Origin of the sequence: Halochromatium salexigens, from assembly GCF_016653295.1 — a bacterium.
Taxonomy (GTDB): Bacteria; Pseudomonadota; Gammaproteobacteria; order Chromatiales; family Chromatiaceae; genus Lamprobacter; species Lamprobacter salexigens.
The window spans coordinates 139,020-163,135 of sequence record NZ_NHSF01000059.1 but is presented as its reverse complement, the minus strand read 5'-3'; the positions used below and the strand labels follow the sequence as shown (position 1 = coordinate 163,135).

The window sequence follows — 24,116 nt, the reverse complement described above, 5'->3', positions numbered from 1 at the left end:
CACCGCGCCCGCCTCCGATTCCGTGCTGTCTCGGCCTGTTCATCGGTGACACGCGGGCGTGGCGGTCTGGGACTGAGGGCGCATCAGTCGCTGGGCTTCAGGCGGCTGGATTCCAGGTCGCTGGCTGTCGGCTCGGCGACCTGGTTATCGCGTCGGAAACGATAGGCCTCGCGCACCAGCGCCAACGCCGAGCGGTCCGGTCCCCAATCCGTGCGCGCGCTCCCCGTCGCCTCGGCATCCTCGGCCCAGAGTCGCCAGAGGATGGCGGCGTTCTCCCAATAGGCGCCGGCGACATAGTGACCGTCGGGGCTGAACACCGCATTGGCGACACCACCGGCATCGGCTTCCAGCGGCAGGAAGGTCGACAGCCTGGCCACGTCGTCGCTGGCTCGTTGCGGGTGTTGCGGGCGCTTCCAGATACGCAGGCTGCCATCGCGCGAGCCCGTGAGGAGCCACCGCCCGTCGGGGCTGAACTCGGCGCGATAGATGCGATCCTGATGCCCGACCAGGATCGCGATGGGCTCGCCGTGCTGGTCCCAGAGGCGCGCGGTCTTGTCCAGGGACGCGGTGACCAGTTGCTTGCCATCCGGCGCGAAGGCGATGCTGTAGAGACGGTCGCTGTGGCCCTCGAGGAAGCGCATCGAGCCGCAGTCGGTCTTGGAGACTGCGTCCTCTGTGACGGCATCCTGGCCGGCGAGGAATGCGTCGGCCGTGAAGGACGCATCGAGCGCCCGGAGCGCGGTCGGCGCATCGAGCCTGATCAGGGCCGCGCGGTTGGCTTCGCCGGCGACGGCGACCCGGCTCGCGTCCAGGCTCAGGGCAATGTCGCCGATGGCGCCGACGCCGACCTCGATGCTGCAGCGATGCTGCCAGCGACCGGCGTGGGTGCGTTCGGCCAGCCGCAGGATGCCGGCCTCATCACCGGTCGCCACCAGGGTGCCCGTCGCCGTGCTGGCCACGGCGGCGGCCTTGATGGCCTGCCCGCCGTGCTGGAGCCCGACATCGGGCCAATCACCCGTGTGCAAGGGCTCGCAGGTCTCCGAGGAAAAGGCGCGCACCGGCGCGGAGGGGTCATTGGAGGTGGTCAGGATCCAACGGGCGTCGGGGCTGAAGAGGGCGTTGTAGACCTCGCCTCGGTCGGACTCGGTGACTTGCAGCCGGCAGTCGAGGCGCTTGTCGATCAGATCGGCGATGCGCGCGGTCCCGTCGTCGTGCGCCGAGACCAGGCGGCGCCCGGACGGCGAGAAGCGGACTTGGCGCACCGGGCGTTGCGCGTCGTCATCGAGAAACGCGACCCAGGGTGTGGGTTGGCTGCTTGCGCCCTGGCGGCTGTAACGCCAGACCCTGACACCACCGTCGAAGCCCGCCGTGGCCAACAACAGCGCCTCGCTGCCACGGGCGATGGCGGGCGGCGCGAGGGCGGTGTCGACCGACCAGACATGGTCCGGATGCCGCAGCCGGTAAGCAAGCCGCGAGACCGGTTTGACGCTCCACAGGCGCACCGTCTCATCGCGCGCTGAGAAGGTCGCCACGCGCTCGCCGCCAGCATGGAAGTCGGCGCTGGTGATCGCCGCGTCATGGCCGAGGACGGCGATGGGCTTGCCGGTCTGCAGGCCGGTCAGCTTGGCGGTGCCGTCGAGCGAGGCGCTGAGCACCAGGCTCTCGTTGAACTCCGCCCGCGCGGGGGGCTCGATGATGCGCACCGGGCCGGCGCTCAGGCGATGGCTGCTCAGCACCACGGCCTGATCGAAGCGAGGCGGTTGAGCGTCCTCGGCTCCGCGCGCCTCGTCGCTCAGGGTGCCACCCGCCTCGTCGCTCAGGGTCCAGCGCACGATCTGCCCTTCGTCGTCGGCGGCGACCAGGAAGGCGCCGGAGGGGTCGAAGGCGACATCGCGCACCGCACTGCGATGCATGCTGAAGATGCGTCCTCCGATGCGCGCGGATGAAAGTTCGGCGATCGGCTCGCCGTCGCGTTGGTAGAGCCGGATGCGCTCGTCGGCGGAGGCGATGGCGATGCGCTCGCTACGGGCGTCGAACACAGCGCGGTTGAACGGCCGGCCGGTGGCCTTGTCGCGCGGCAGCGACAGGGTCACCGCGCCCGATTGCAGGTCGATGAGGCGCGTGCGACCGCTGGCCGCAGCGGTCAGCAAGGCCTGGCCATCGGGCGCGAAGCTGAGGCTGCGCAGGGGGCCATCGGCGAGCGCTTTGTCGAGGATGACGCGCCCCGGCTGCGCGAGATCGACGACGCAGAGGCCCTGCTGACCATCCGCGCCCGGGCGGCTGAGAGCGAGGCGCTGGCGGCGCTCATCCAGGGCCAGGCTGAGTCCGGGTGAGGACCCACAGGGATAATCCGGTTCGGCGCCAGCGCCGGCCGGGAGGCGCCAAAGCCCCTCGGCGCCGATGCCAACGACCAGGGTGTCCGGCCCGAAGACCAGCGTATGTACGCCCAGCGCTGGGTCGGCCAGGGTTTGGATCGGCTCGAAGCGGCCCTGTTCGAGCGCGAGCAGCGTCGCCCCACGGCCTGGCAGGAAGGTGGCGAGCTGTGAGCCGGCAGCATTGAGGCTGGGTAGGCGTGGTTCGTCGGGCCCGGGATTCGCAGCGGCGGCCATCGCCAGCAGTCGATTACTGCTGAAGGCCAGGCCGAGGGTTTGCACCGCGCGCTGCGGCAGGTCGGCGCCGGCGCCGAGCGCCAGATCGACCGCCTGCGGCGTGTTGCCACGGTTGATCGAGAGATTGGCCTCGTTGAGCTTGCTGCGGCTCAGGTTGATCTGAGCGTCGGTATAGGCGTGGTAGGCCAGGCCGGCCGAGAGCGCCGAGATCAGCACCAGGGCCGCGAGCACCAGCCCGACCAAACGCACCATGAAGCGGCGTCGACGCAGGAGCGCGACATGGGCCTTGGAGTGGTCGATGAACTCGCGCTCCAAGGGCTCGAGTTCCTCGGCATAGGTCTCTTGCAAGGCCAGGGCCTCGACCGAGCCGGCGTCGCGCAGCAGGTATTCGCTGTTGCAATTGGTGCGCTTCCAGAGCTGGGCTTGGCGATCGAGTTGGAAACGCCGCGCCAGCCACTGCCGGTTGGCGGGCACGGCGAGCCAGGTGTGCACCGGCTCCCAGTGGGTCAGCAGCCAGGGGTGGCTGAAGCTGACCACGGCTTGGTACTCGCGCCAATCCTGGTGCTCGGTGTCGGTATCGGCGTCGGTACTGGCATCGACGGTTTGCGCGGTGTCGCCGGCGACGACTGCGGTTGCGGTCGATGCAGCGGCCGTTTGAGCTTCCGCCGCGGGCGGCTCCGGATCAGGTCCGCCCCGACGCGGACGCCTCCAGCGTCGTCGCCAGTCGTGCCAGATCGTGGTCGGTTCAGCGCGTATCCGCTGGTCAGGCGCGTCACAATGGATGCTCAGGGTCGGATCGTGCAGGCCCTCGCTGATGATCAGGCGCGCCTCGATTAGGCGCTCCAGCAAGCGTTTGCAAGCCGGATCGCGGCGCAGCAGCTCGAGGTTGCCGTGGCGTATGGTCGGGCGGGCGAGGGCACCGCCCTCCAAGGTGATCAGTGCGCGGCAGAGGCGTGGCAGCGCGGCATGTGCTTCGGCATCGACGCTTCTCCAGACCTCGGCCGCTCGCGTCAACACCTGGCGGCCGATGCCCCCAGCGGCCTGATAATCGGCCCCCGAGAGCCAGAGTTCGCCGCCGTCGCTGGCCTGGCGTTGCTGGGCGCGTTGATAAGCGGCCTCGAGCACCGGCTGGAGCAATGACGGCCACAGGCGCAGGCGGCTGGCATCGGCCTCGAGCTGTTCGACTAGCTCGCGTTCGCCGAGCCTGTGGGTATCCAAATCGATGCCGGCGACGCGCGCCGGGATCTCGACCACCTGGCGGATGCGCGCCGCTGAGGGCGGCTCGATCTCGGTCCAGCCCTGGGCGCGAATCGACGCACGCAGGGCCGGTAGACGTTCCAGCGCCGGCACCGCGTCGCTGCGCAGCAGCGCGATGATCCAGATCGCCGGTGTGAACGCGAGCGCCTGCAGGGCCTCGGCAAGGTGGAGCAACTGCTTGTCGCTGGCCTGCTCGAGCAGGCTGTCGAACGGGTCGAGCAGGAGCAGCAGGCGATGACCATCGCGGCTGGCGGTGCCGGGGGTGCGCTGGGCCATGGCGCTGGCGATCTGTTGCGCCGCCAGCTCGGGATCTTTGTGCAGCAGGCGGCGTAGCGCGGGCGCGCGCAAGCCGAAGCCGGCCAGCAGCGGACCGAGGCTGGCCTGTGCGCACAGGGCTTCGGCGAGGATTGCCAGGGGATCGACCGAGTCCTCGGTTGGCGCGACCAGGCACACCCAGACGGCGGCAATCCCGTCGAACTGGAACGGGCGTGTCAGGCGTGGCAACACGCCCGCGCGCAGCAGCGAGGTCTTGCCGCAGCCGCTCGGGCCGGTCAACAACAGCAGGTTGGCCGTGCGGGTCTTGCTGACCGGGTTGGCCCGGCTGGTTCGTCTCGTGCGTTTCATCGCGAATCGCTCGAGTGCCCGCAGGAGTTCGCGGACTTCCTGCTCGCGGCCGGTGAAGATGCGCTCGTCGCTGGTGTCGAAGGGCCGATCGGGCCGAAACGGGCTGCCTTGCCAGTGCAGCTCGCCGGTGGCGGCGCGCCGCTCGGCGCTGATGCGCCGGTTCAGGAGCTTGCGCAGTTGGGTCGCGACCAACTCGCGAAAGGCGCTGGCGTTGTCGAAGGTGCGAAAGGCGCGGCGAAAGCTGTTGTCCTCGAAGAAGAAGTGGGTGCGGAAGAAGTCTTCGAGACGGCGCCGGTCCTCGATCGCCTCGCGCGCGAGCCCGGCATCGGTGATGTCGACCAGCTTCGGCATGGACTTCTTGTAGACCAGCACCTCGGGGCTGCCGGCCCGCGCCGAGGCCTCGACCGCGTTGACGAACTCCCACTCGGTGCCGGTCATGCCGCGATAGGGTTCCTGCGGCAGCGGTGAGCCGAGCCGGGTCCAGAGGATGACCAGGACGATGTCGCAATCCTGCGGTTGCGTGAGGCCGGCCTGGAAGGTCCGATCCGCCGTTAGCGCCTCCTCTTCCCAGAGCACCGCGCGCAGCTCGAAGTAGGGCAGATATTCGGTTGCCAATTGCTCGACGATGTCCTTGACCACGGCGCGCTCGTGGTCGACATCGGCGGGTGAGGAGACGAAGATTTTGACGACGGTATCGCTCATGGGCTCATTAGCAGAAGGCGAAGTAGGCGCCGAGACGGCCCGCGCCCATCCGGGTACAATGCCACGAGGGAATCGTGTTGGCACTATCTCAGCAGAAACCAGCCGGAGGGCGTCCTGATGCAAAGCGAGACGACGGACCCGCAGCGGATGGAGCGACTACTGCGCGAGGCCGTGCGGCAGATCGCCGGGGATGGTGATCTGGGCCGCTACATCGCCTGGTCGCAGGCGACTATTCCAGCCGAACTCGGCGTCGAGTCCGAGCTGCTCGACGGCGAGGCCGAGCGTCTCGCAACCATGCTGGGGGTGGCGATCTGGAATGCGACCCCGCGTGCCGACAATGATTGGCGGCCGCTCACGCTGTCGACACCGCAAAGCGATGAGCCCTGTTTCTGCGGCTCCGGGCTCAGCTATGGCGACTGTTGCGAGCCGCTTGGGCCCTTGCCCGAGCTGCCGCCGGAGCTGATCTGGGGCTTGCTGATCGAGGATCTGCCGGAGGAGGCGATGCAGGAGGCCCTCAGGCGTCAGGCCGTTCCCGATACCCTGCTGGCGAAGGTCGCCGAACGCTGGCTCGAGCATGATCGGCCGGGGCGGGCCGCATCCTTGCTGGAGCCGCTGTTCCGAGGCGAGATCGGGGATCTGGATGGTCGTTTCGAGCCCGCGCTCGATATCCTCTGCGATGCGCTCGATGCGCTCGATCACTGGAAGAAGAAGCAGGCGTTCCTGCTGCGCATCACCGATGAAGGCAGCCGCGAACTCAAGGCCGCCGCCTGGCAGCGCTTCACCATGATGTTCATGGACGAGGGTGAACTCGACTATGCCGACGAGGCCTTCGAGCAGGCGCTGCGCCACGGCCCGGATAATCCCTCCACGGCGGTGCTCGAGATCACGCTACTCGCGGCCCGCCATGATGATGTGCGTGCCCGCTCTCGGGCGCAGTTCTGGCGCCATCGGCTGCGGCGCACGGGCACCGTCGATGCCGGCCTGCTCGAGTTCCTGGAGCAGGCGATGGTCGATCCGCAGGAGGCGCTGGTGTCCAGCCACGCGGCGGCCATGGACCCGCTGCTGCTGGAACTCTGTCACTGGATCAGGTCGTTATCCGCCTTGCCGCTGGCGCCCTATCAGATCGAGCCATTGGATGATCCGCTCGCGTCGGGGGCCGGCCTGCAGTTGTCGCTGTTCCCGGATGAGCCGTTCCCGAGCGAGTGCGCCTATCCGCTCTCGGGCGCGATTGGCGCGCTGTTGCCGAGCACCGATCTGCGCGCCATCGAGCGGGAATGGCACCGTGTCTTCCCGGCCTCGAAACCCTATTCGACTCAGCTCTCGGCGCTCGATGACGGCGCGCTCTGGGACAGTGACGATTGGATGCGGTTTCTCAGCGCGCAGCCGAGCGCGGCGAATAGCCTGGATGTGCTCGATGATCTGGCGACCGCGCTCTATGAGCATCCGGAGAGCAGCCTGCCCTGGGTGGCGCATACGCTGCTCGGTCCGCTCTATCAGCGCGCGCTGGCGATCATCGATACCTCGGTGGCGGCCACCGGCATCGCCAGTCTGCCCTGGAGCGCCGAGCGTAATCGGCCGGCGCTGAGGCTGTTGTTCCGCGCCTATCTGCACGAGGCCGAGGCGGGGCGCGAGGAGGCCGCCGCAGCGGTGGTCGAGCGTTTGCTGGCGCTCAATCCGCAGGACAATCATGGCGCGCGCGCCGAGTTGATGAACCATTATCTGCGCGCCCGCTCGGATCGCCAGGCCTTGGAGCTGGCGCGCCGCTTCCCGAACGATCTGCTCGCCGATCTGGCCTATGGCGAGGTGCTCGCGCTCTATCGGCTCGGCCAGCAGGAGCGCGCGGCACGCGCGCTGAGCAGCGCGGTCGATCGCTTGCCGCGCATCCCGCGCTTCCTGCTGCGCAAACGCATCAAGCGCCCGGCCCTGGACGATGCCGGGTTCACTCCCGGCGGGGAGGATCAGGCCTGGCTCTATCGCGAGGCGATGCGCGATGTCTGGGAAGCGGAACCGGGCTTGTTGAGTTGGATGAAGAAGCGGTTGACCGCTTGAGGAGTGGAGCGATGGCGCAGGTCTTTCAGGTCGTCTTTACCGGCACGCTCAGCCCCTCGACCCCGGTCGAGGCGGCCGTGCGCGATTTCGCCGCCGTGTTCAAGGTGAGCGAGGACAAGGCACGCGCCCTGATCGATGCCGGGGAGTCGCGGGTGCTGAAGACCGATGTCGATGAGGCCAACGCCCGGCATTATCTCGAGGTGCTCAAGGAGATTGGCCTCGTGGCGCGCATCGAGCCGATGTCAGGGGCCAGCGAGCAGACGCCGCCGGCCGTGACCGCGACCGCGCCACCGCCTCCCTCGTGGCCAGCCTCAGGGGTGAGCACGACAGGGATGCGTCCGTCGCTCGATCCGGCAGCGCGTCCGGCCCGCCATGGTTGGGGTTGGATCAAGCAGGCCTGGGCGCAATTCAAGCAGCAGTCCTGGGCCTGGCTCACGGCTTTGGCCTTGGTCTACCTGGTGACCGTGGTGCTCAGCCTGGTACCGGTCATCGGTTCCCTGGTCTCGATGATCCTGGGCCCCGTCTTTGCCGGTGGTCTGATGCTCGGCGCACGGGAGCAGCAGCGCACCGGCACCCTGCAGGTGACGACGGTCTTGGTGGGCTTTTCCCATCGCGGCCGGCAACTGGCGACGGTCGGCTTGCTCTACGTGGCTGGCCTGATGGTCGTCTCGCTGGTGGCGGGACTCATTTCGGTGGCGACCGGCGTCTTGACGGCCGGGTCGATGGAGGCCTTGAGTTCGAATGATTCGGCACTGGCCGCCGCTGTCGTCGGGCCTGGGCTCGGTCTCTTCCTGGTGCTGCTACTGCTCTGTCTGGTGCCGCTGCTGATGCTGTACTGGTTCGCGCCGGCGCTGGTGGTGCTCGATGGCATGACGGCGGTGGCGGCCATGCGCATGAGTTTTCGCGCCTGTTGGAAGAATATCGTCCCCTTTGCCGTCTACGGCTTGGCGTTGTTGTCGCTCCTGGTGGGGGCCAGCCTGACCTTCGGTCTGCTGACAGCGCTCTTGGGTATCGTCTCGGAGATGCTGACGGGGGTGCTGATGCTGCTGCTGATCCCGCTGATGCTCCTGTTCGCGGCCTTGGTGAGCCTGTCGATCTTCACCGCCTACCTGGATGTGTTCGATCAGGAGGCGACCGGACATGGAACCGTTGCCTTCTGAGTCGCTGTCCACTTTTTTACTTCCCAATGATCGCCTTACACGGGTGTTCAAATCTGGAATAAGTTGATGGACAGTTTCTGCAGGTGTCGGCCGCTCGACTCCCTCATTCCCTCATTCATCCTGCTGCAGATGGAGACATCGGTTATGCGTTTTCACGTTTTGAGTTTGACGGTTGGCCTGTTGTGCGCTAGCGCGCTCGCGATCGCTGGTGATGAACCCGCCGAAGCGGCGCCTGCCGCCGGTGATCTATCCGAAGGCCGGTTGCTGTACGGTCGCTACATGGCGATCGCGGGTGATTGCGCCGCCTGCCATACGCGCCCCGATGGCAAGCCGTTCGAGGGTGGTGTGCCGATCGAGACCCCGTTCGGCACGCTCTATACACCGAATATCACGCCCTCGAAGGACAAGGGCATCGGCGCGTTCAGCGATGAGGATTTCCTGCATGCCTTGCAGGATGGCATCGCGCCGAGCGGGCTGCCCTATTATCCGGCGCTGCCCTATCCGTCCTTCACCAAGGTCAAGGATGATGATCTGCTCGCGATCAAGGACTACCTGATGTCGCTCGAGCCCTCGAATTATCAACCCCCCGAGAACACGCTGCGGTGGCCGTTCTCGGTGCGTGATGTGATGTTCGGCTGGCAGACGCTCTATTTCGACAAAGGTCGTTTCGAGCCTGATCCCGAGCGCAGCGATGAATGGAATCGTGGTGCCTATCTGGTCGAGGGCCTCGGCCACTGTGGCGCCTGCCATACCCCGCGCAATCTGGCTGGAGCCACCGAGCCTGCAGAGGCGATGACCGGGGCGATCGTCGATGGCTGGTATGCGCCCAATCTGACCTCGAATCTCCATCAAGGCCTTGGCCGCTGGAGTGTCGACGAGCTGGCCACCTTCCTACGGACTGGGTTGGCGCCGGCTGATGCGACTGATTCGGCTGATTCGGCCGATGCGATGACCGAGGCGGACCCGAGTGACGCCCCCGCAACCGCCGCCTTGGGGCCGATGGCCGAGGTGGTGCATGAGAGTTTATCGAAGCTAGCGGCCTCCGACCTGCGCGCGATGGCCGTCTACCTGAAGGATCTGCCGGCGAAGACCGAGCCGGACCATCAGCCTCGGGTGCCGGAGATGCTGACCGAGGAACAGTACAAGAAGGGACGTGCGCTCTACGTGAAGAACTGCAGCGCTTGCCATCAGGATCATGGTCAGGGCTTGAAACCTTATTTCCCGGCCTTGCGTGGCAATCCAGTGGTCGACCAGAAGCAGCCGAATGATGTGCTCAAGACCCTCTTGCTCGGTGCCCCGGCCGATCCCTCGGAGGCGTTCTCAGCGCATGTGGTGATGCCCTCGTTCGGCTCGGTGCTGAGCGACCAGCAACTGGCCACCGTCGCGAGCTATATCCGCGCCAACTGGGGCAATGATGCGCCTCCGGTGAGTGCAAAGGAGGTCAAGGCACTGCGCAATTAGTCGGACCCGATCGGCGCTGGTCAACGCTAGGCTGTTTGGCCGGCGCCGGTTCCGTTGGGTCTGGCGCGCACTTCCATCCGAGGCTGATCTTTGCTTACTCGCATGCGCTCGCGATGGCGTTGGCTCTTACTCGGCTTCGCCGTGACGTTCCTCATCATCGCGGGGCTGCTGTATTGGTGGCTGCATCGCCCCAATCCGAGCTACGCCGGTCAGCTGAAGCTCGCCGCGCTCAAACAGCCGGTGACGGTGCGCTACGGTCCTCATGCGGTGCCGAGCATTGAGGCCGAGAGCCTCGGTGATCTGCTCTTCGCCCAGGGCTTCGTGGTCGCTCGCGAGCGGCACTGGCAGATGGATCTGCTTCGCCGGCTTGCGGGTGGACGTCTGGCCGAACTCTTTGGCGAGGACGCGCTAGTCGCCGACCGCTTCTACCGCACGATCGGACTGTCCCATGCCGCACATCTGTCTTTCGACGCGCTCGAGCCACGCTGGCAACGCCTGCTGCAGCGCTACGCCGATGGCGTCAATGCCTATCTGGACCAGGCACTCGCGGAGCATCGTCTGCCGCTCGAATACCAGGTGCTCGGGCTCGAACCCAGCCCCTGGCAGCCACACGATAGCCTGCTTGTCGGTGCCTACATGGCGTGGCTCAACTCGGGGAATCTCGCCGAGGAATTGGTCTTTTTGCGGCTCGCGCAGCGCTTGGGCAATGCTCGCGCGTTGGAGCTGTTTCCGACCGATCTCGGCAAGCCGGCACCCGCCGATGCGTTCGAGCTGCCGGATTATCGGCTCGCGTCCGGGAGGCGTTCTGCCTCGATACCGCTTGCCTCGATATCGGCGCCAGCGTCGGCGAGGGTGGACCGTGCCGCCCAGGCCCTGAGCAATGCCTGGGCCATCACCGGCCAGCGCACCCGCGATGGCGCCGCGCTGCTCGCGAATGATCCGCATCTGTTCGTGTCGCTCCCGAGTTCCTGGTATGAACTCGAGATGCAGGCGCCGGGTTATCACGCCGCTGGCGTCAGCCTCCCAGGCGTGCCTTGGATTCTGCTCGGGCACAATGAGCACCTGGCCTGGGGGCTCACCGCCGCTGTGGCCGATACGCAGGATGTCTTTCTGGAGCGCCTCAGTGAGGATGGCACGCAGGTGTTGCGACCCGATGACCGCTGGGAACCGATCGAGGTCCGGGTTGAGCGGATCAGGGTGGCTAGCGCCTCCGAAGGGCTGCAAGAGACGATCGCGCTGCCGATTCGCTCGACCCGTCATGGGGTGCTGATCGATGCCTTGCTGCAGACACCGGATGCAAATCCCGCCGGTCTCGCAGCGGTGCGCCGCCCGCGCGAGCGCATCGCCCTGCGCACGACCTTCGATCGCCCGGATCGCGCCTTCGTCGGCCTGTGGCGGCTCAATACCGCGACCAGCATCGAGGAGGCGCGCGCGGCCGCCGAGGATTTTCGCCAGGTCGCACTGAGCCTGCTCTTCGCGCATCGCAATGGCCGGATTGCCTGGCAGGTGTCGGGGCTCATGCCACGCCGTGGACGCGGCAGCGGGGCCTTTCCAGCCCCAGGCTGGGTGTCTGGCTATGGCTGGAACGGTTACCTGCCATTCGCGCGCAACCCTGGCGTTTCCGATCCGGCCAGCGAACGCTTGGTCAGCGCCAATGATGCGATGACCGCCGGCGACGAAGACCACACGACTGCGGGCGGCGAGGACAGGCTGGTGATCGGCCATTCCTGGCTGGCACCGTTCCGGGCGCAACGGATCAAGGCGCTGCTGGACCGGCCAGGAACGTTCGATCTCGGTCGGATGGAACGCATGCAGTCCGATCGCGTCAGCCTGGAGGCGACGCTCTATTTGGCCTCCTTGCGGCGGCATCTCCCCGAGATCAAGCGCCTTGATCCAGCGGCAGCCAAGCTCGCCGAGACGCGGTTGCTGGAGTGGTCGGGGGATTTTTCGGAGGACAGCCGGCCGGCCGCGTTCTTCGTGCTGTTGCGCCCAGCCCTCTATCGGGCGCTCTATGGCGACGAACTGGGACCGGATCTGGAACTGCTGATGGGGTTAGAGACCCGCACCTACGGACCGCTGGCCGAGGCGATGCGCAGCGATCATTCAAGTTTTTGGGACGATCGCGAGACATCCGAGCAGCAGGAGGGCCCAGCGGCGATCTGGGCGCGGGCGCTGCATGCGACGGCGCGCGCCTTGCAAGAGGCCGTGCCGCTGGAGGAGGCGTTGGGGGAGGCGGCACCGACCTTGGCCCAGCTTCGTCGGCTGACCTTCCCCCATGCCTTCGACGGGGAGCCACTGCTCGGGACGCTCTTCAATCTCGGTCCCATCGGCCGTGGCGGCGATCATGGCACCATCGACGTGGCCCTGGCACCGCTGACGCATCCGCGCGAGATCGGTAATGTCGCCTCGATGCGAGTGGTGTTCGCGCCGAGCAACTGGGGCGCAACGCGCGGCACCCTGACGCTTGGGCAATCTGGGCATCGCCTGTCGCGTTTCCGCGCCGATCAACTCGATGACTGGTTATCGGGCCAATCGCATCCCTGGCCCTGGGAGGGCCCCGCCGCGGGACAGGTGCTCGGCACCTTGGAGCTGCGCCCGGACCGCGAGTGAGCGGCGCTGTCAGCACGGTTCCCGGACCAGCGATACAGCTCGCGCGGCGCGCTGTCACAGAGGGTGCAGCCGCTGCAAGCGGTGGCTGTCGGGAGACGCTCGATGCGTCCCTTCGCGACCCATTTTGCGAGCAGCGCGCGCGCGACCTCGCTCGAGACGCCGAGCTGCAAGGCCACCTCTTGCAGTGAGGCCAGGCCCTGCTGGCGCACCAGATCGCGGGCTTGGATCAGCATCAGGCGTGTTCGCGCGCGGTGGCCAGTGGCCTCGTGCGACCGCGCTGGCCCCAGAGGCGAAGGCCGGTGAAGACTAGGATCAGGAGCACGAGCAAGGCGCCGATCCAGATCCCGGAGGCGAGCGGATGGCGCTCGAAGGTGAGCGTTTGGTAGAACAGGGTCGCGCTGATATAGGCGATTCCTGTCGTCCAGGCCGCCACGAAGCTGGCCCACGGGGCGCCGGCCTCGCGCACGATGGCGCCCAGGGTGGCCACACAGGGGAAGTAGAGCAGCACGAACAGCAGATAGGCAAAGGCCCCAGCACGCCCGTCGAAGCGCGCTTCCATGGCGCCGAAGGTGCCGGGCGTGAGGGCCTGTTCGGCGGCGATCGCCTCGGGATCGACCTCGGCTCCAATCCCGACCCCCAGCGGATCGGCGATGCTGCGGCCGACCTCGCTCAGATTGGCCGGGACCGTGGCGAGCGCGGCGCCGAGCGCCGGTCCCAGACGGAAGCGCTGATCCTCCTCTGCGGGCGCGGCTTCGAGCGCGAGACGGCTGTACAGGCTATCCAGGGTGCCGACGATGACCTCCTTGGCCAACACGCCGGAGAAGATGCCGAGCACGGCGGGCCAGTTGTCTTGGCCGATTCCCATGGGCGCGAACAAGGGTGTGGCCAGGCGGCTCGTCGCGGCCAGGATCGACTCATCGCTGTCGGTCTGATCCAGGCGCCCGTCGGTGCCGATTGAGCTGAGCAGGTTGAGGATCACGACCATGATGATGATGATCTTGCCCGCCTCGCGCAGGAACAGCTTGACCCGGTCCCAGGTCCGCAGCAAGACCCCGCGCAGCCGCGGCATGTGGTAGGGCGGCAGCTCCATCATGAAGCCCGTGCTGGTGCCGGCGAGCAGGGTTCGTTTCATGACCAGGCCGGTGAGCAGCGCGATCGCGATGCCGGTCAGATAGAGGGCAAAGACGACGTTCTGGCCGGAATGCGGAAAGAAGGCAGCGGCGAAGAGCACATAGACGGGTAAGCGGGCGCCGCAGGACATGAAGGGGTTCATCAGGATGGCGAGCTTGCGCTCGCGCTCGTTCTCGAGCGTGCGCGTCGCCATCACCGCCGGGACGTTGCAGCCGAAGCCGACGATCAACGGCACGAAGGCCTTGCCGGGCAGCCCGATCGAGCGCATGAAGCGATCCATGACGAAGGCCGCGCGCGCCATGTAGCCGGAATCCTCGAGCGCGGAGAGGAAGATGTAGAGGCTGGCGATGATCGGGATGAAGGTGGCGACCACGGTCAGGCCGGCGCCAACACCATCGGCCAGGATCAGCCGCAGCCAATCCGGGGCGCCGAGCTGGCTCAGCAGCGCGCCCAGGCCATCGACGAACAAGGCGCTGGCCACGCCATCGAACAGGTCGATGAAGGCGCCGCCGATGTTGATGGTGAACACGAACATCAGGTACATCATCGCCAGGAACAGCGGGATGCCCCAGAGACGACTGAGGACGACGCGATCGATGGCATCGGACAGATGACTACCGGTGCCACCGCGCTGGCGCTGCACGGTCTTGGCCAGCGCGTGGGCATGCGCGAAGCGGGTGTCGGCGATCTGGATGTCGGCGTCCTCGCCGGAGCGCGCGGCAATCGCCCGGCGCCAACGCTGTATCCGTTCCTCGAGCCCCGCTGCCTCCTTGGTCTGGGCCTCGGGACCGGTCTCGATCAGCTTCAACGCGCGCCAGCGCTGATTGCGCTCGGACTCGCCGCTGAGTCTGGGCGCCAGCTCGGCGATGGCCTGTTCGACGCTCTCATCATGGCCGAGCGCATGACCGCCGGGCTCGCGGCCATCGGCGACGGCCAGTGCGCGCGCGCTGAGTTCGGTGATGCCCTCCTTGGAGACCGCGACCACCGGCACCACCGGGCAGCCGAGTTTCTCGGCAAGGGTGTCGGTGTCGAACGCGATGCCGCGCTTGCGCGCGACGTCCATCATATTGAGCGCCAGCACGACCGGGACATCGAGTTCCAGGAGCTGGATGGTCAGATAGAGGTTGCGCTCGAGGTTGGAGGCATCGGCGACATTGATGACCAGATCCGCTTCGCGGCTCAACAGATAGTCACGGGTGACCTGTTCGTCGAGTGAGTCCGCGTCCAGGGCGTAGATGCCGGGCAGATCGATCACGCGCACCGGGCGGCCATCGAGTTCGCTGCGGCCTTCGCGCCGCTCGACCGTGACCCCCGGCCAGTTGCCCGTGGTTTGGCGAATCCCGGTGAGCGCGTTGAACAGCGCCGATTTGCCGCAGTTGGGATTGCCGGCCAGCGCCAGGATCAAGGGCGCTTTGGACGGCGTCGAGCGGTTTGGCTGGTCAGGCGTGTGATTCATGAGGGCTGGTCGAGCCTGCTGACGGTCAGCTTCTCAACGATGCCGCCGCCCAGCGCGATGCGCGTATTGCCGGCCGACACCACGAGTCCCGAGCCGCGTCGATGCTCGACCCGCAGCTCGGTGCCGAGGCGGATGCCGAGTCCGCGCAGCTTGCGGTGCAGCTCATGGCCACCGACGATCCGGGTGACCACAGCGCAGGCGCCCACCGGTAATTGTGCCAAGGTTAGAGAGGTTGATACCCGTTGGTCCATCTCAATGACTGCTCAGGGACGGCTGATCGACAGGAGGGTGAAACGTGACGCGTTCTCGATGTCCAACATAAGGCCGATGCGCTTGCGAGAAAAGCCGCCAGGGATTGATCAATTGACGCGGCGCAGCATTTCGCGCCGGCACCCGACGCGCGCAGGCCTGTGACGATGCCGACGGTGTTCGGCAGAATCCCTGATAACGCTGTGGTTTTCTGGGCAAGCGCAAGGCTCGCCACCACATCGAGCAGGCTCATGGGATGCGTCTTGGTGATTGATGCACGCGCTCGATTCGTGTCTACTTCGGGCAACAGGGACATGTGACCCATTGAGGACTGTCCTGGCTACACTATGCTTCAGCCCATACCGAGGAATGAACGATGACTCCGAAACAAACCCACACCTTATGGCATCTGCGTCGCCAAGGCCTGCAGTTCGAGGCTGAAATCGCCGAACAAGCCTGGTCGAACGGCCGCGAGTTCAAGCCCGATGAGCGCGCGCCCCTGAAACGCGAGACCTTGGAGCTGATCGATCAGTGCAACTGGGAGCTGACCGCCGAGGCCGTTTGAGACCAGGCGCGGGCCCGTGCTGGACGGGTGCCTGAGTGCGCCACGGCAACACTGATGCAAAAAGGCTACCTACTGCTCGAGACTGAGCCTGATCAACCGCCAGATCAACCCGATGTGGTGTTGGTCAGCACACAGGATCACGAACCCCGGCCCGATCGTCCCGGGCTGGGGTTCGTTGCGTGCTTCGACGATATCGAGGCCGCCTCGATGCATCTGCATGAGCGCCTGCGTCACCAACTCATCACCCTGGAGCCGCGGCGCTACGCGGTCACGCTCGAGGAGGCGGTGATCGCGGCCGACGCCATCGAGCTTGATCACCGCCGCACCTTCATCGATCCCGCGCTGGCCGAGCGTGCCCGTCTCGATCGCCGCATCGAGGCGCTGCATCGCCAGCATCGGTGGCACGACCGATTGCTGCATGCGGTTGGCGCGTTCGCAGTGATCCTCCTGCTGCTGTGGGGGATGCTTCCGCGCTGATCAACCCCAAAAGCCGCTGATGCCAGCGACGCCCTGGGCGCCATGGCGAATCGCGGTGTCGAGATCGGCCTCGTCGACACCGCCCAAGGCATAGACCGGCAGGCAGGCATCCTCGACCAGCTCGGCGAAGCGCGACCAACCCAGCGGGATCGCGTCCGCGTGGCTGCGCGTGTGTCGTACCGGCGAGAGCAGTGCGTAGTCGAGCCCGAGTTCGGCCGCCTTGGCCAGCGCGCTTGCACTGTGACAAGAAGCACCGATCAGCGGCTTGTCGATCCTGGGCCGCTCGGTCAGTGCCAAAAGCCGGGCCTCGGTCAGATGCAGGCCGGAGCCGGGCAGTTCGGCAGCGAGCCTGGGATCGCAGTTCAGCAGCAACCGGGCCTGGGTATCGCGGCAGACGTTGGCGCACCGCTGGGCGAGTTGGGCGTAGGCCTCGGCATCGAGTCCAGGCGCGCGCAGTTGGACGATGCGCAGATCGGCACGCGCTAAAATCTGCCCGAGCCGGGCGACGAAGGCGTCCGGGTCGCTGGGTCCGGCATGGGCACCGACATTGGCACCGGCACCTGTGATCAGATAGCGGTTCGGCAGACGTAACGCGCTGATGACGGGGCGATCTGCGGCCGGGAAGCGCGCGGGGTCCATGTGCTCTGGGCGCTGCCAATCCAACGCCTGACCCTCGCGCCCGCTGGGCGTGCCCTGGTAGTCGAGCACGCGATGGATGTCGAGCAGGACGCGGCGATCGCCATAATCATGCCGCAGGCGGATCAGCGGCCGTGAGGCGGTCACCTGAATGCCAAGTTCCTCGTCGAGTTCGCGGGCAAGCCCCTGCTCGACGGGCTCGCCGGGCTCCAGCTTGCCACCGGGAAACTCCCAGAGGCCACCTTGGTGAGCGCCCTTTGGGCGTTGGGCGATCAGTACCCGCCCCTCGCTGTCGCTGAGAACCCCAGCGGCGACATGGACTAGCCCCACGCTAGGTCCGGTACTCGGCATTGATGCGGACGTAGTCATAGGAGAGATCACAGGTCAGCAATCGCGCGCTGGCGCTGCCCCGACCCAGCGCGACCCGAATGCTGAACGCCGCCTGGGCCATCACGGCGCGTCCAGCGGTCTCCTCATAGCTCGGATCGCGGCCCCCGCCGGAGACGATCAACACCTCGTCGAGCCAGATGCGCACCCTGTCGATATCCAGTGACTCGAGACCCGCGCGCCCCACCGCAGCCAGGATGCGCCCCCAGTTCGGGTCCGAGGCAAAGAGCGCGGTCTTCACCAGGGGCGAATGCGCGATGGTCTCGGCGACCTGGCGAGCCTCGGCTGGAGCGCGCGCCTCGCTGACCTCGATGCTGACCAGCTTGGTCGCGCCTTCGCCGTCGGCGACGATGGTGCGCGCCAGTTCCTCGCAGAGCGCCTCGAGTGCCTGCTGAAAGGCGATGCATTCAGGCGCGTTGGGATCATCGAGGGGCGGATTGCCGAGACTGCCGGCGGCGGCCAGCACGCAGGCATCGTTGGTCGAGGTGTCACCGTCGATGCTGATCGCATTGAACGAGCCATCCACGGCCTGGTTCAAGCACTGTTGCAGCAGCCCCGGCGCGATCGCCACATCGGTGGCGATGAAGGCGAGCATGGTCGCCATATCGGGGCGAATCATGCCGGCGCCCTTGGCGATGCCGGTCAGGGTCGCCTGCCGGTCGCCGAGCCGCCATTGTCGCGTCGCGCGCTTGGGCTGAGTATCGGTGGTCATGATCGCGCGCGCGGCGGCGTCCCAGCCGTCCTCAGCGAGGGCCGAGAGCGCCGTCGGCAGTGCCGCCGTGAGCCGATCGACCGGCAGATCCTCACCGATCACGCCAGTCGAGAAGGGCAACACCTGGGCCGGCTCCACTGCGCTCAGCGCCGCCAATGCCTGACAGCAGGCCGCGGCGTCTTCAAGCCCCCGGCGACCCGTGCCAGCATTGGCGTTGCCGGCATTGATCAACAGCCAGCGTGGAGCGGCTGTCGCCAGATGCTCACGCGCGACGGTGACCGGTGCCGCACAGAAGGCATTACGGGTGAAGGTCGCCGCGCAGGCGGTCCCCTCCGGCAGTTCGATCAAGACCAGGTCGTCGCGGTCGCGATAGCGGATCGCGGCCGGCACGGCGGCGACCCGGATGCCGCGAATCGAGGCATGCTCAGGCATCGGCGACGCGCTGGGCCTCAAGCGACACGCCCATGGCATTGCTTGTACTTCTTGCCCGAGCCGCAGGGACAGGGTTCGTTGCGACCGACCTTGCGACCATCACGCACGAAGGGCTGCGCCTCCTCGGCGTCGTCCGGGCGCTGGGTGTCGCTCGCCACGGCCTGATGTGGCGCCAGCCCGGCGCCAGCCTCTTCGGCCTGCTTGGCCGTGGCGGGCAGCCCCTTGAAGGCCTCGTGTTTGAACTGGAACGCCTCTGGGCTCGGTCCTCGTGGCAGGATGTCCTCGGGCATCTGCAGCTGCATCCGCGCCAGGGTCTTGACCACATCCTGCTTGATGCTCGCGAGCATTGCCGAGAACATCTCGAAGGCCTCGCGCTTGTACTCCTGCTTCGGATTCTTCTGCGCATAGCCGCGCAGATGGATGCCCTGGCGCAGGTAGTCCATCTGCGCGAGATGGTCCTTCCACTGGGTATCGAGCGTCTGCAGCATCACCGCCTTCTCGACCTGGCGCATGTTCTTTGCGCCGACCAACCGCTCCTTTTCCGCCGCCAGCGCCTCGAGCTGGGCGGCGATGCGCTGGCGCAAGGGCTCCTCGTGCAGCTCGTCGTCCTCATCGAGCCAGTGCTGGATCGGCCAATCGCCGCCGTAGGCATCCTGCAACGCCGCACTGAGTCCCGCCACATCCCATTGTTCCTCCAAGCTGCGGGGCGGGATGAAGCCGTTGATCAGCTCGTCGAGCACGTCGTGGCGCATCGCGGCGATGGTCTCGGAGACATCCTCGTTATCCATGAGTTCGCGGCGTTGCTGATAGATCACCTTGCGCTGATCGTTGGCGACATCGTCGTAGTCGAGCAACTGCTTGCGGATATCGAAGTTGCGTCCCTCGACCTTGCGTTGCGCATTCTCGATCGCCTTGGTCACCCAGGGGTGCTCGATCGCCTCGCCATCCTGCATGCCGAGGCGCTGCATCATATTGGCCACGCGCTCGGAGGCGAAGATGCGCATCAGGTTGTCTTGCAACGAGAGATAGAAGCGGGTCGAGCCCGGATCACCCTGGCGCCCGGAGCGCCCGCGCAACTGGTTGTCGATGCGACGCGATTCGTGGCGCTCGGTGCCGATCACATGCAGGCCGCCGGCCTTGATGACCTGGGCATGACGGCGGTTCCAATCGGCCTTGATGCGTCGGCGATCGGACTCGCTGGCCGCCTGCTCGAGTTCGGCATCGAGGTTGCCGCCGAGCACGATGTCGGTGCCGCGACCGGCCATGTTGGTGGCGATGGTCACCGCGCTGGACTCGCCGGCGCGCGCGATGATGCCGGCCTCGCGCTCGTGCTGCTTGGCGTTCAACACCTCATGCGGAATCTTCGCGTCCTTGAGCTTCTGCGAGACCAGCTCCGAGGTCTCGATCGAGGCGGTGCCGACCAGCACCGGCTGGCCGCGCTCGACGCAGTCGCGGATGTCCGCGATGATCGCGCGGTACTTTTCGTCCTGGGTCAGATAGATCAGATCGCCGCGATCATCGCGGATCATCGGCTGATTGGTGGGGATCACCGTGACCTCGAGCCCATAGATGCTCTGGAACTCGAACGCCTCGGTGTCGGCGGTGCCGGTCATGCCGGCGAGCTTCGGGTAGAGTCGGAACAGGTTCTGGAAGGTGATCGAGGCCAGCGTCTGGTTCTCCTGCTGGATGGCCACGCCTTCCTTGGCCTCGACCGCCTGATGCAGCCCCTCGGACCAGCGCCGGCCCGGCATGGTGCGGCCGGTGAACTCGTCGACGATGATGATCTGCCCCTCGCGCACGATGTAGTCGACGTTCTTCTGGAACAGCGCGTGCGCCCGCAGCGCGGCGTAGACATGGTGCATGAGCACGATGTTGCCGGCGTCATAGAGGCTCTCGCCCGCGCCGAGCAGGCCCAGCTCGGCGAGCTGTTGTTCGACCTTCTCGTGACCTTCTTCGCTGAGGTAGACCTGGCGCGCCTTCTCGTCGACCGAGTAATCACCGGGGCCGAAGTCGGGCTGGCCCTCGTCGTTGGTGATCGGCTCCTGGCGCGTCAGGCCGGGGATGATCCGGTCGATCTTGGTATAGAGTTCGGTGTTGCCTTCCGACGGCCCGGAGATGATCAAGGGCGTGCGCGCCTCGTCGATCAGGATCGAGTCGACCTCGTCGACGATGGCGTAGAAGGGATCGCGCTGCACCCGCTGCTCGGGCGTGAACGCCATGTTGTCGCGCAGGTAATCGAAGCCGAACTCGTTGTTGGTGCCGTAGGTGATGTCGGCATGATAGGTCTCGCGGCGGGTGGCGCGGCGCAGATGCCGGTAGCCCTCCTGCTCGGGCGGCTCATAGTGTGGGTCGAACAGGAACGAGGCGTTGTCCGGGCCGAGTCCGCCGGAGCTGTTGATGACACCGACGCTCAAGCCCAGCGCGTGATAGAGCTGACCCATCCAGGTCGCGTCGCGCCGCGCCAGGTAGTCGTTCACGGTGACGATGTGCACGCCCTTCTTGGGCAGCGCATTGAGATAGGCGGCGAGGGTGGCGACGAGCGTCTTGCCCTCGCCGGTGCGCATCTCGGCGATCTTGCCATGGTGCAAGACCATGCCGCCGACGAGTTGCACATCGAAGTGGCGCATGCCGAGCACGCGCTTGCCGGCCTCGCGCACCACGGCGAAGGCCTCGGGCAGGAGATCATCGAGGCTGGCGCCCTCGGCGAGCCGCTCGCGAAAGACACCGGTGCGCGCACGCAGCTCCTCGTCGGAGAGCGTGCTGAGGTTGTCCTCGAGCGCGTTGATCTGCTCGGTGGACTTCATCAACCGCTTGACCAAACGCTCATTACGGCTGCCGAAGACCTTTCGGAAAAGGCGTAGGGCCATGATTGGGGCTCTTTCAGGTAGTGGGCTGGAATTGACGCGGCATAATACCGGAGCTAGAGGCGGGCGAAACGTGAACGCTCGTTCAGATCGAGGAATCGCATGGGGTCAAGGGCCTTGCCATGGCGTCGTACCTCGAAGTGAACATGGGGACCTGTCGAGCGCCCTGTTGACCCCAGCTTGGCGATAACCTGCCCCTTAGTGACGAGTTCGCCTTCGCTGACCAGGTTGCGTGAGTTATGCGCATAGCAGGTTTCTAGGCCATCGGTATGTCGGATCTCGATGATCTTGCCATAGCCGTTCTTGCGCCCGGAAAAGACCACGAGGCCGTCGGCCATGGCGACGATATCAGAGCCATGCTTGGCGGCGATATCGATGCCCTTGTGTACGCTGCGGCGCCCAGTGATCGGATGGCGACGCAGTCCGAAGGTTGAGGTCACCACGCCGCCAGTGGTCAGTGGCCAGCCATCTGGAACCGCCTGACTTGTGAGGTCTCGCTCCATGATCAGCGTTTCGAGAAGACCGAGCTTGCGTTTTCGGTCATCGATCTCGGCGAGCACCTTAGCGAGGTCTTGTCCGACCTCATCGATCCTGTTCTCGCGCAGGCTCGCCTTCTCTGGGCCGCCAGAGGGGGCAGGGTGTTGGAAATCGAATTCTTCGCTGTCGAGCCCAGACATCTCGACGAGACGTTGCCCAAGCGCATTGATTCGGATGATTTCGGCCTGGAGTTGCCCGACTCGGATCGCGATACTGTCTAGATGAGCATCATCGTCGCGCTCGGTGCTTGTGTTATGTCGGGCGTTGACGTGAGTGAGGACGGTTTTTAGGTCGTTTTGTGCGGGTGCCGAAAAGCGGTGCTTACCAAGCCAGAAGCCGGTGGTGCCTGCCAGCATGGCAATCAGCATCACCACAAGGAGTGCTACGGAACTGTAGCCGGATTGAGAGTCACTGTCGTTGAGCCGTTGCATCGTTTCTCCGAGCAGTTTTGTCATTCACGTTCGCAACGCGGCTGGTGAGCCAAGCTGCGTCTCGCAATCGGATCCGGTCATAACGACGCGCAGCGGAACTGCGTGGCCATGCCGAACGGACGTTTGGATATCTTTCTCGATTTCTCGATAACGCTGAGGCTCACTCCATGCCCAAGCCGACATCCCATGTTCGTCGTCATTTACGCGCAAGCAAACCTGTCGCGGCCTTGCTCGATGAGATTGAGCGGCGCGAGCGGCTACTGTATGAGATTCGCGGACACTTACCCGCAGACAGTGCAATGCATTGCCGTCAGGCCTCACTGCTGGCGGGTGAACTGACGCTGTTTGTTGATTCCCCCGTCTGGGTTGACCGTGTTCGGTTTCTTTGTTCTGAGCTGATTGCCAGCCTTGCCCCCGCTGGCATTGAAGTCGAGACCTGTCGGGTGCGCGTCTCGCCGCAGGTGGCACTGTCCATGCCTCGGCATCCGCCGCCAGACTCTAGCCCACCGGCTGAGTGCGTGGGTAACGGCTCAGATCGCAACGAGGCTGGGCGTTCTGAACTGTCATTGGCGCTCGAACGCCTAGCGCGAACCCTAGAGCGGGCCCCATTCTAAACGGCCAAGCGTTTGCAAGCGAGCATAGTCTTGATTAATTCGCCGTGATCGGCTGCCCGTAGCGAATGGGGAATTCCAAATCATCCTCGAAGGTGACCTCTTCCCAGGCCGCTTGATCAGCGAGCAGGGCGCGTAGCAGACGATTGTTTAAGGCGTGGCCAGATTTGTGGCCGTGGAACGCGCCGATCAGCGGATGCCCGAGCAAATAGAGGTCGCCAATCGCATCTAGGATCTTGTGCTTGACGAATTCGTCCTCGTAGCGGAGACCGCCTTCGTTCAGCACGCGGAAATCATCCACCACAACGGCATTATCCAAGCTGCCGCCGAGTGCTAGGTTTTGCTGTTGCAAGGCCTCGATATCGCGCAAGAATCCAAAAGTGCGTGCGCGACTGATTTCCTTGACGAACGAGGTCGTGGAAAAATCGATTGTGGCCGTTTGCAGTCGCGATGCGAACACGGGGTGGTCGAAGTCGATCGAGAACTCGACCTTGAAGCCCTCCCAGGGATCGAAGCGCGCATATTTATCGCCATCCTCGACCACGATGGGTTTCTTGATCGCAATGAAGCGGCGTGGACGGTTCTGCTCTTCGATGCCGGCGGACTGGAGCAAGAACACGAAGGGCGCCGCGCTGCCATCCATGATCGGCACCTCGGCCGCGCTCAGATCGACAAAGGCATTGTCGATCCCAAGGCCGGCGAAGGCCGAAAGCAGATGCTCGACCGTGGAGACCCGAATGTCGCCATTGCACAGGGTGGTCGAGAGCCGCGTGTCGCCGACATTCAGTGGGTTGGTCCGAAGATCGACGATTGGATCGAGATCGGTGCGGCGAAAGACGATACCGGTATCCGCCGCCGCCGGGCGGAGCGTGAGATAGACCTTCTCGCCGGTGTGTAAACCGACGCCGGTCGCCCGAATCACATTCTTGAGTGTTCGTTGGCGGATCATGAGCGCTCCTCCGAGCGTTGCGGTGACCGGCACCCTGGCACTGGACCGCGTCTTGGGATCTTGGTTAGGGCATGCCGGCTGTGCCCATCCATGGGCTTCAGCATGGCGCGGCTTTCACAGAACGTGAATGTTAGGGTTTTCCCGAATTTTTATCAAGCGCTGAATCGTATCGCGAGAGATGTGTGACTCAGCGCCAATAAGTTGCAT

General features: G+C 65.7%; 16 protein-coding genes. 7 read left to right on the top strand and 9 right to left on the bottom strand.

The window, feature by feature from the left end:
* Window positions 1-83: 83 nt before the first annotated feature.
* Window positions 84-5,192 (bottom strand): AAA family ATPase, encoded by a 5,109-nt coding sequence (locus tag CCR82_RS10585; protein WP_201245763.1) that lies wholly within the window; start codon window positions 5,190-5,192, stop codon window positions 84-86.
* Window positions 5,193-5,309: 117 nt separating this feature from the next.
* Here CCR82_RS10585 and CCR82_RS10580 point away from each other — a divergent pair, with 117 nt between their 5' ends.
* The 4 genes from CCR82_RS10580 to CCR82_RS10565 all read left to right on the top strand — a co-directional run bounded on the left by CCR82_RS10580 (window position 5,310) and on the right by CCR82_RS10565 (window position 12,472).
* Window positions 5,310-7,241 carry an SEC-C domain-containing protein gene (locus tag CCR82_RS10580; RefSeq protein ID WP_242513402.1) on the top strand — a complete coding sequence of 644 codons (1,932 nt, stop codon included), beginning with the start codon at window positions 5,310-5,312 and terminating at the stop codon, window positions 7,239-7,241.
* Between the two features lie 11 nt (window positions 7,242-7,252).
* Window positions 7,253-8,401, top strand: coding sequence for a BPSS1780 family membrane protein (locus CCR82_RS10575; protein ID WP_201245762.1), 1,149 nt, complete (start codon window positions 7,253-7,255; stop codon window positions 8,399-8,401).
* Between the two features lie 144 nt (window positions 8,402-8,545).
* Window positions 8,546-9,862: a cytochrome c gene (locus CCR82_RS10570; RefSeq protein ID WP_201245761.1), complete on the top strand. Its 1,317-nt coding sequence runs from the start codon at window positions 8,546-8,548 to the stop codon at window positions 9,860-9,862.
* 102 nt (window positions 9,863-9,964) lie between these two features.
* The gene (locus CCR82_RS10565; protein WP_201245760.1) at window positions 9,965-12,472 is read left to right on the top strand and encodes a penicillin acylase family protein; all 2,508 of its coding nucleotides are present in this window, start codon (window positions 9,965-9,967) and stop codon (window positions 12,470-12,472) included.
* Here the strand turns inward: CCR82_RS10565 and CCR82_RS19370 are convergent.
* Genes CCR82_RS19370 through CCR82_RS10550 form a run of 3 tightly spaced genes read right to left on the bottom strand, consistent with a single transcriptional unit; the run spans window position 12,367 to window position 15,310 of the window.
* A complete protein-coding gene (locus CCR82_RS19370) occupies window positions 12,367-12,705 on the bottom strand; it encodes a FeoC-like transcriptional regulator (protein WP_201245759.1) in 339 nt (112 codons plus the stop codon). The genes CCR82_RS10565 and CCR82_RS19370 overlap by 106 nt on opposite strands.
* Window positions 12,705-15,059, bottom strand: coding sequence for a Fe(2+) transporter permease subunit FeoB (feoB, locus tag CCR82_RS10555; RefSeq protein ID WP_201245758.1), 2,355 nt, complete (start codon window positions 15,057-15,059; stop codon window positions 12,705-12,707). The genes CCR82_RS19370 and feoB overlap by 1 nt, the downstream gene beginning before the upstream one ends.
* On the bottom strand, window positions 15,056-15,310 hold the full coding sequence (locus CCR82_RS10550) for a FeoA family protein (RefSeq protein WP_242513401.1): 255 nt from the start codon (window positions 15,308-15,310) through the stop codon (window positions 15,056-15,058). The genes feoB and CCR82_RS10550 overlap by 4 nt, the downstream gene beginning before the upstream one ends.
* Window positions 15,311-15,684: 374 nt before the next feature.
* On the opposite strand from CCR82_RS10550, the gene CCR82_RS10545 reads away from it, so the two are divergent.
* Both CCR82_RS10545 and CCR82_RS10540 read left to right on the top strand, forming a co-directional pair.
* The gene (locus CCR82_RS10545; RefSeq protein WP_201245756.1) at window positions 15,685-15,873 is read left to right on the top strand and encodes a hypothetical protein; all 189 of its coding nucleotides are present in this window, start codon (window positions 15,685-15,687) and stop codon (window positions 15,871-15,873) included.
* A gap of 54 nt (window positions 15,874-15,927) precedes the next feature.
* On the top strand, window positions 15,928-16,350 hold the full coding sequence (locus tag CCR82_RS10540) for a hypothetical protein (protein WP_201245755.1): 423 nt from the start codon (window positions 15,928-15,930) through the stop codon (window positions 16,348-16,350).
* Here the strand turns inward: CCR82_RS10540 and CCR82_RS10535 are convergent, their stop codons facing one another.
* From CCR82_RS10535 to CCR82_RS10520, 4 genes are read right to left on the bottom strand one after another with little or no spacing between them, the layout of a single operon-like run.
* Entirely contained in the window at window positions 16,351-17,316 is a 966-nt protein-coding gene (locus CCR82_RS10535; protein ID WP_338073149.1) for a Nudix family hydrolase, read from the bottom strand.
* 1 nt (window position 17,317) lies between these two features.
* A complete protein-coding gene (gene argJ, locus CCR82_RS10530; RefSeq protein ID WP_201245754.1) occupies window positions 17,318-18,517 on the bottom strand; it encodes a bifunctional glutamate N-acetyltransferase/amino-acid acetyltransferase ArgJ in 1,200 nt (399 codons plus the stop codon).
* A 17-nt stretch (window positions 18,518-18,534) separates the two neighbouring features.
* Window positions 18,535-21,384 carry a preprotein translocase subunit SecA gene (gene secA / locus CCR82_RS10525; protein WP_201245753.1) on the bottom strand — a complete coding sequence of 950 codons (2,850 nt, stop codon included), beginning with the start codon at window positions 21,382-21,384 and terminating at the stop codon, window positions 18,535-18,537.
* A 53-nt stretch (window positions 21,385-21,437) separates the two neighbouring features.
* On the bottom strand, window positions 21,438-22,349 hold the full coding sequence (locus tag CCR82_RS10520) for a M23 family metallopeptidase (RefSeq protein ID WP_201245752.1): 912 nt from the start codon (window positions 22,347-22,349) through the stop codon (window positions 21,438-21,440).
* 167 nt (window positions 22,350-22,516) lie between these two features.
* Here CCR82_RS10520 and CCR82_RS19365 point away from each other — a divergent pair, with 167 nt between their 5' ends.
* Window positions 22,517-22,963 (top strand): DciA family protein, encoded by a 447-nt coding sequence (locus CCR82_RS19365; protein WP_201245751.1) that lies wholly within the window; start codon window positions 22,517-22,519, stop codon window positions 22,961-22,963.
* A gap of 34 nt (window positions 22,964-22,997) precedes the next feature.
* Here CCR82_RS19365 and lpxC read toward each other — a convergent pair whose 3' ends face one another.
* A complete protein-coding gene (lpxC, locus tag CCR82_RS10510) occupies window positions 22,998-23,909 on the bottom strand; it encodes a UDP-3-O-acyl-N-acetylglucosamine deacetylase (RefSeq protein WP_201245750.1) in 912 nt (303 codons plus the stop codon).
* Window positions 23,910-24,116 lie beyond the last annotated feature (207 nt).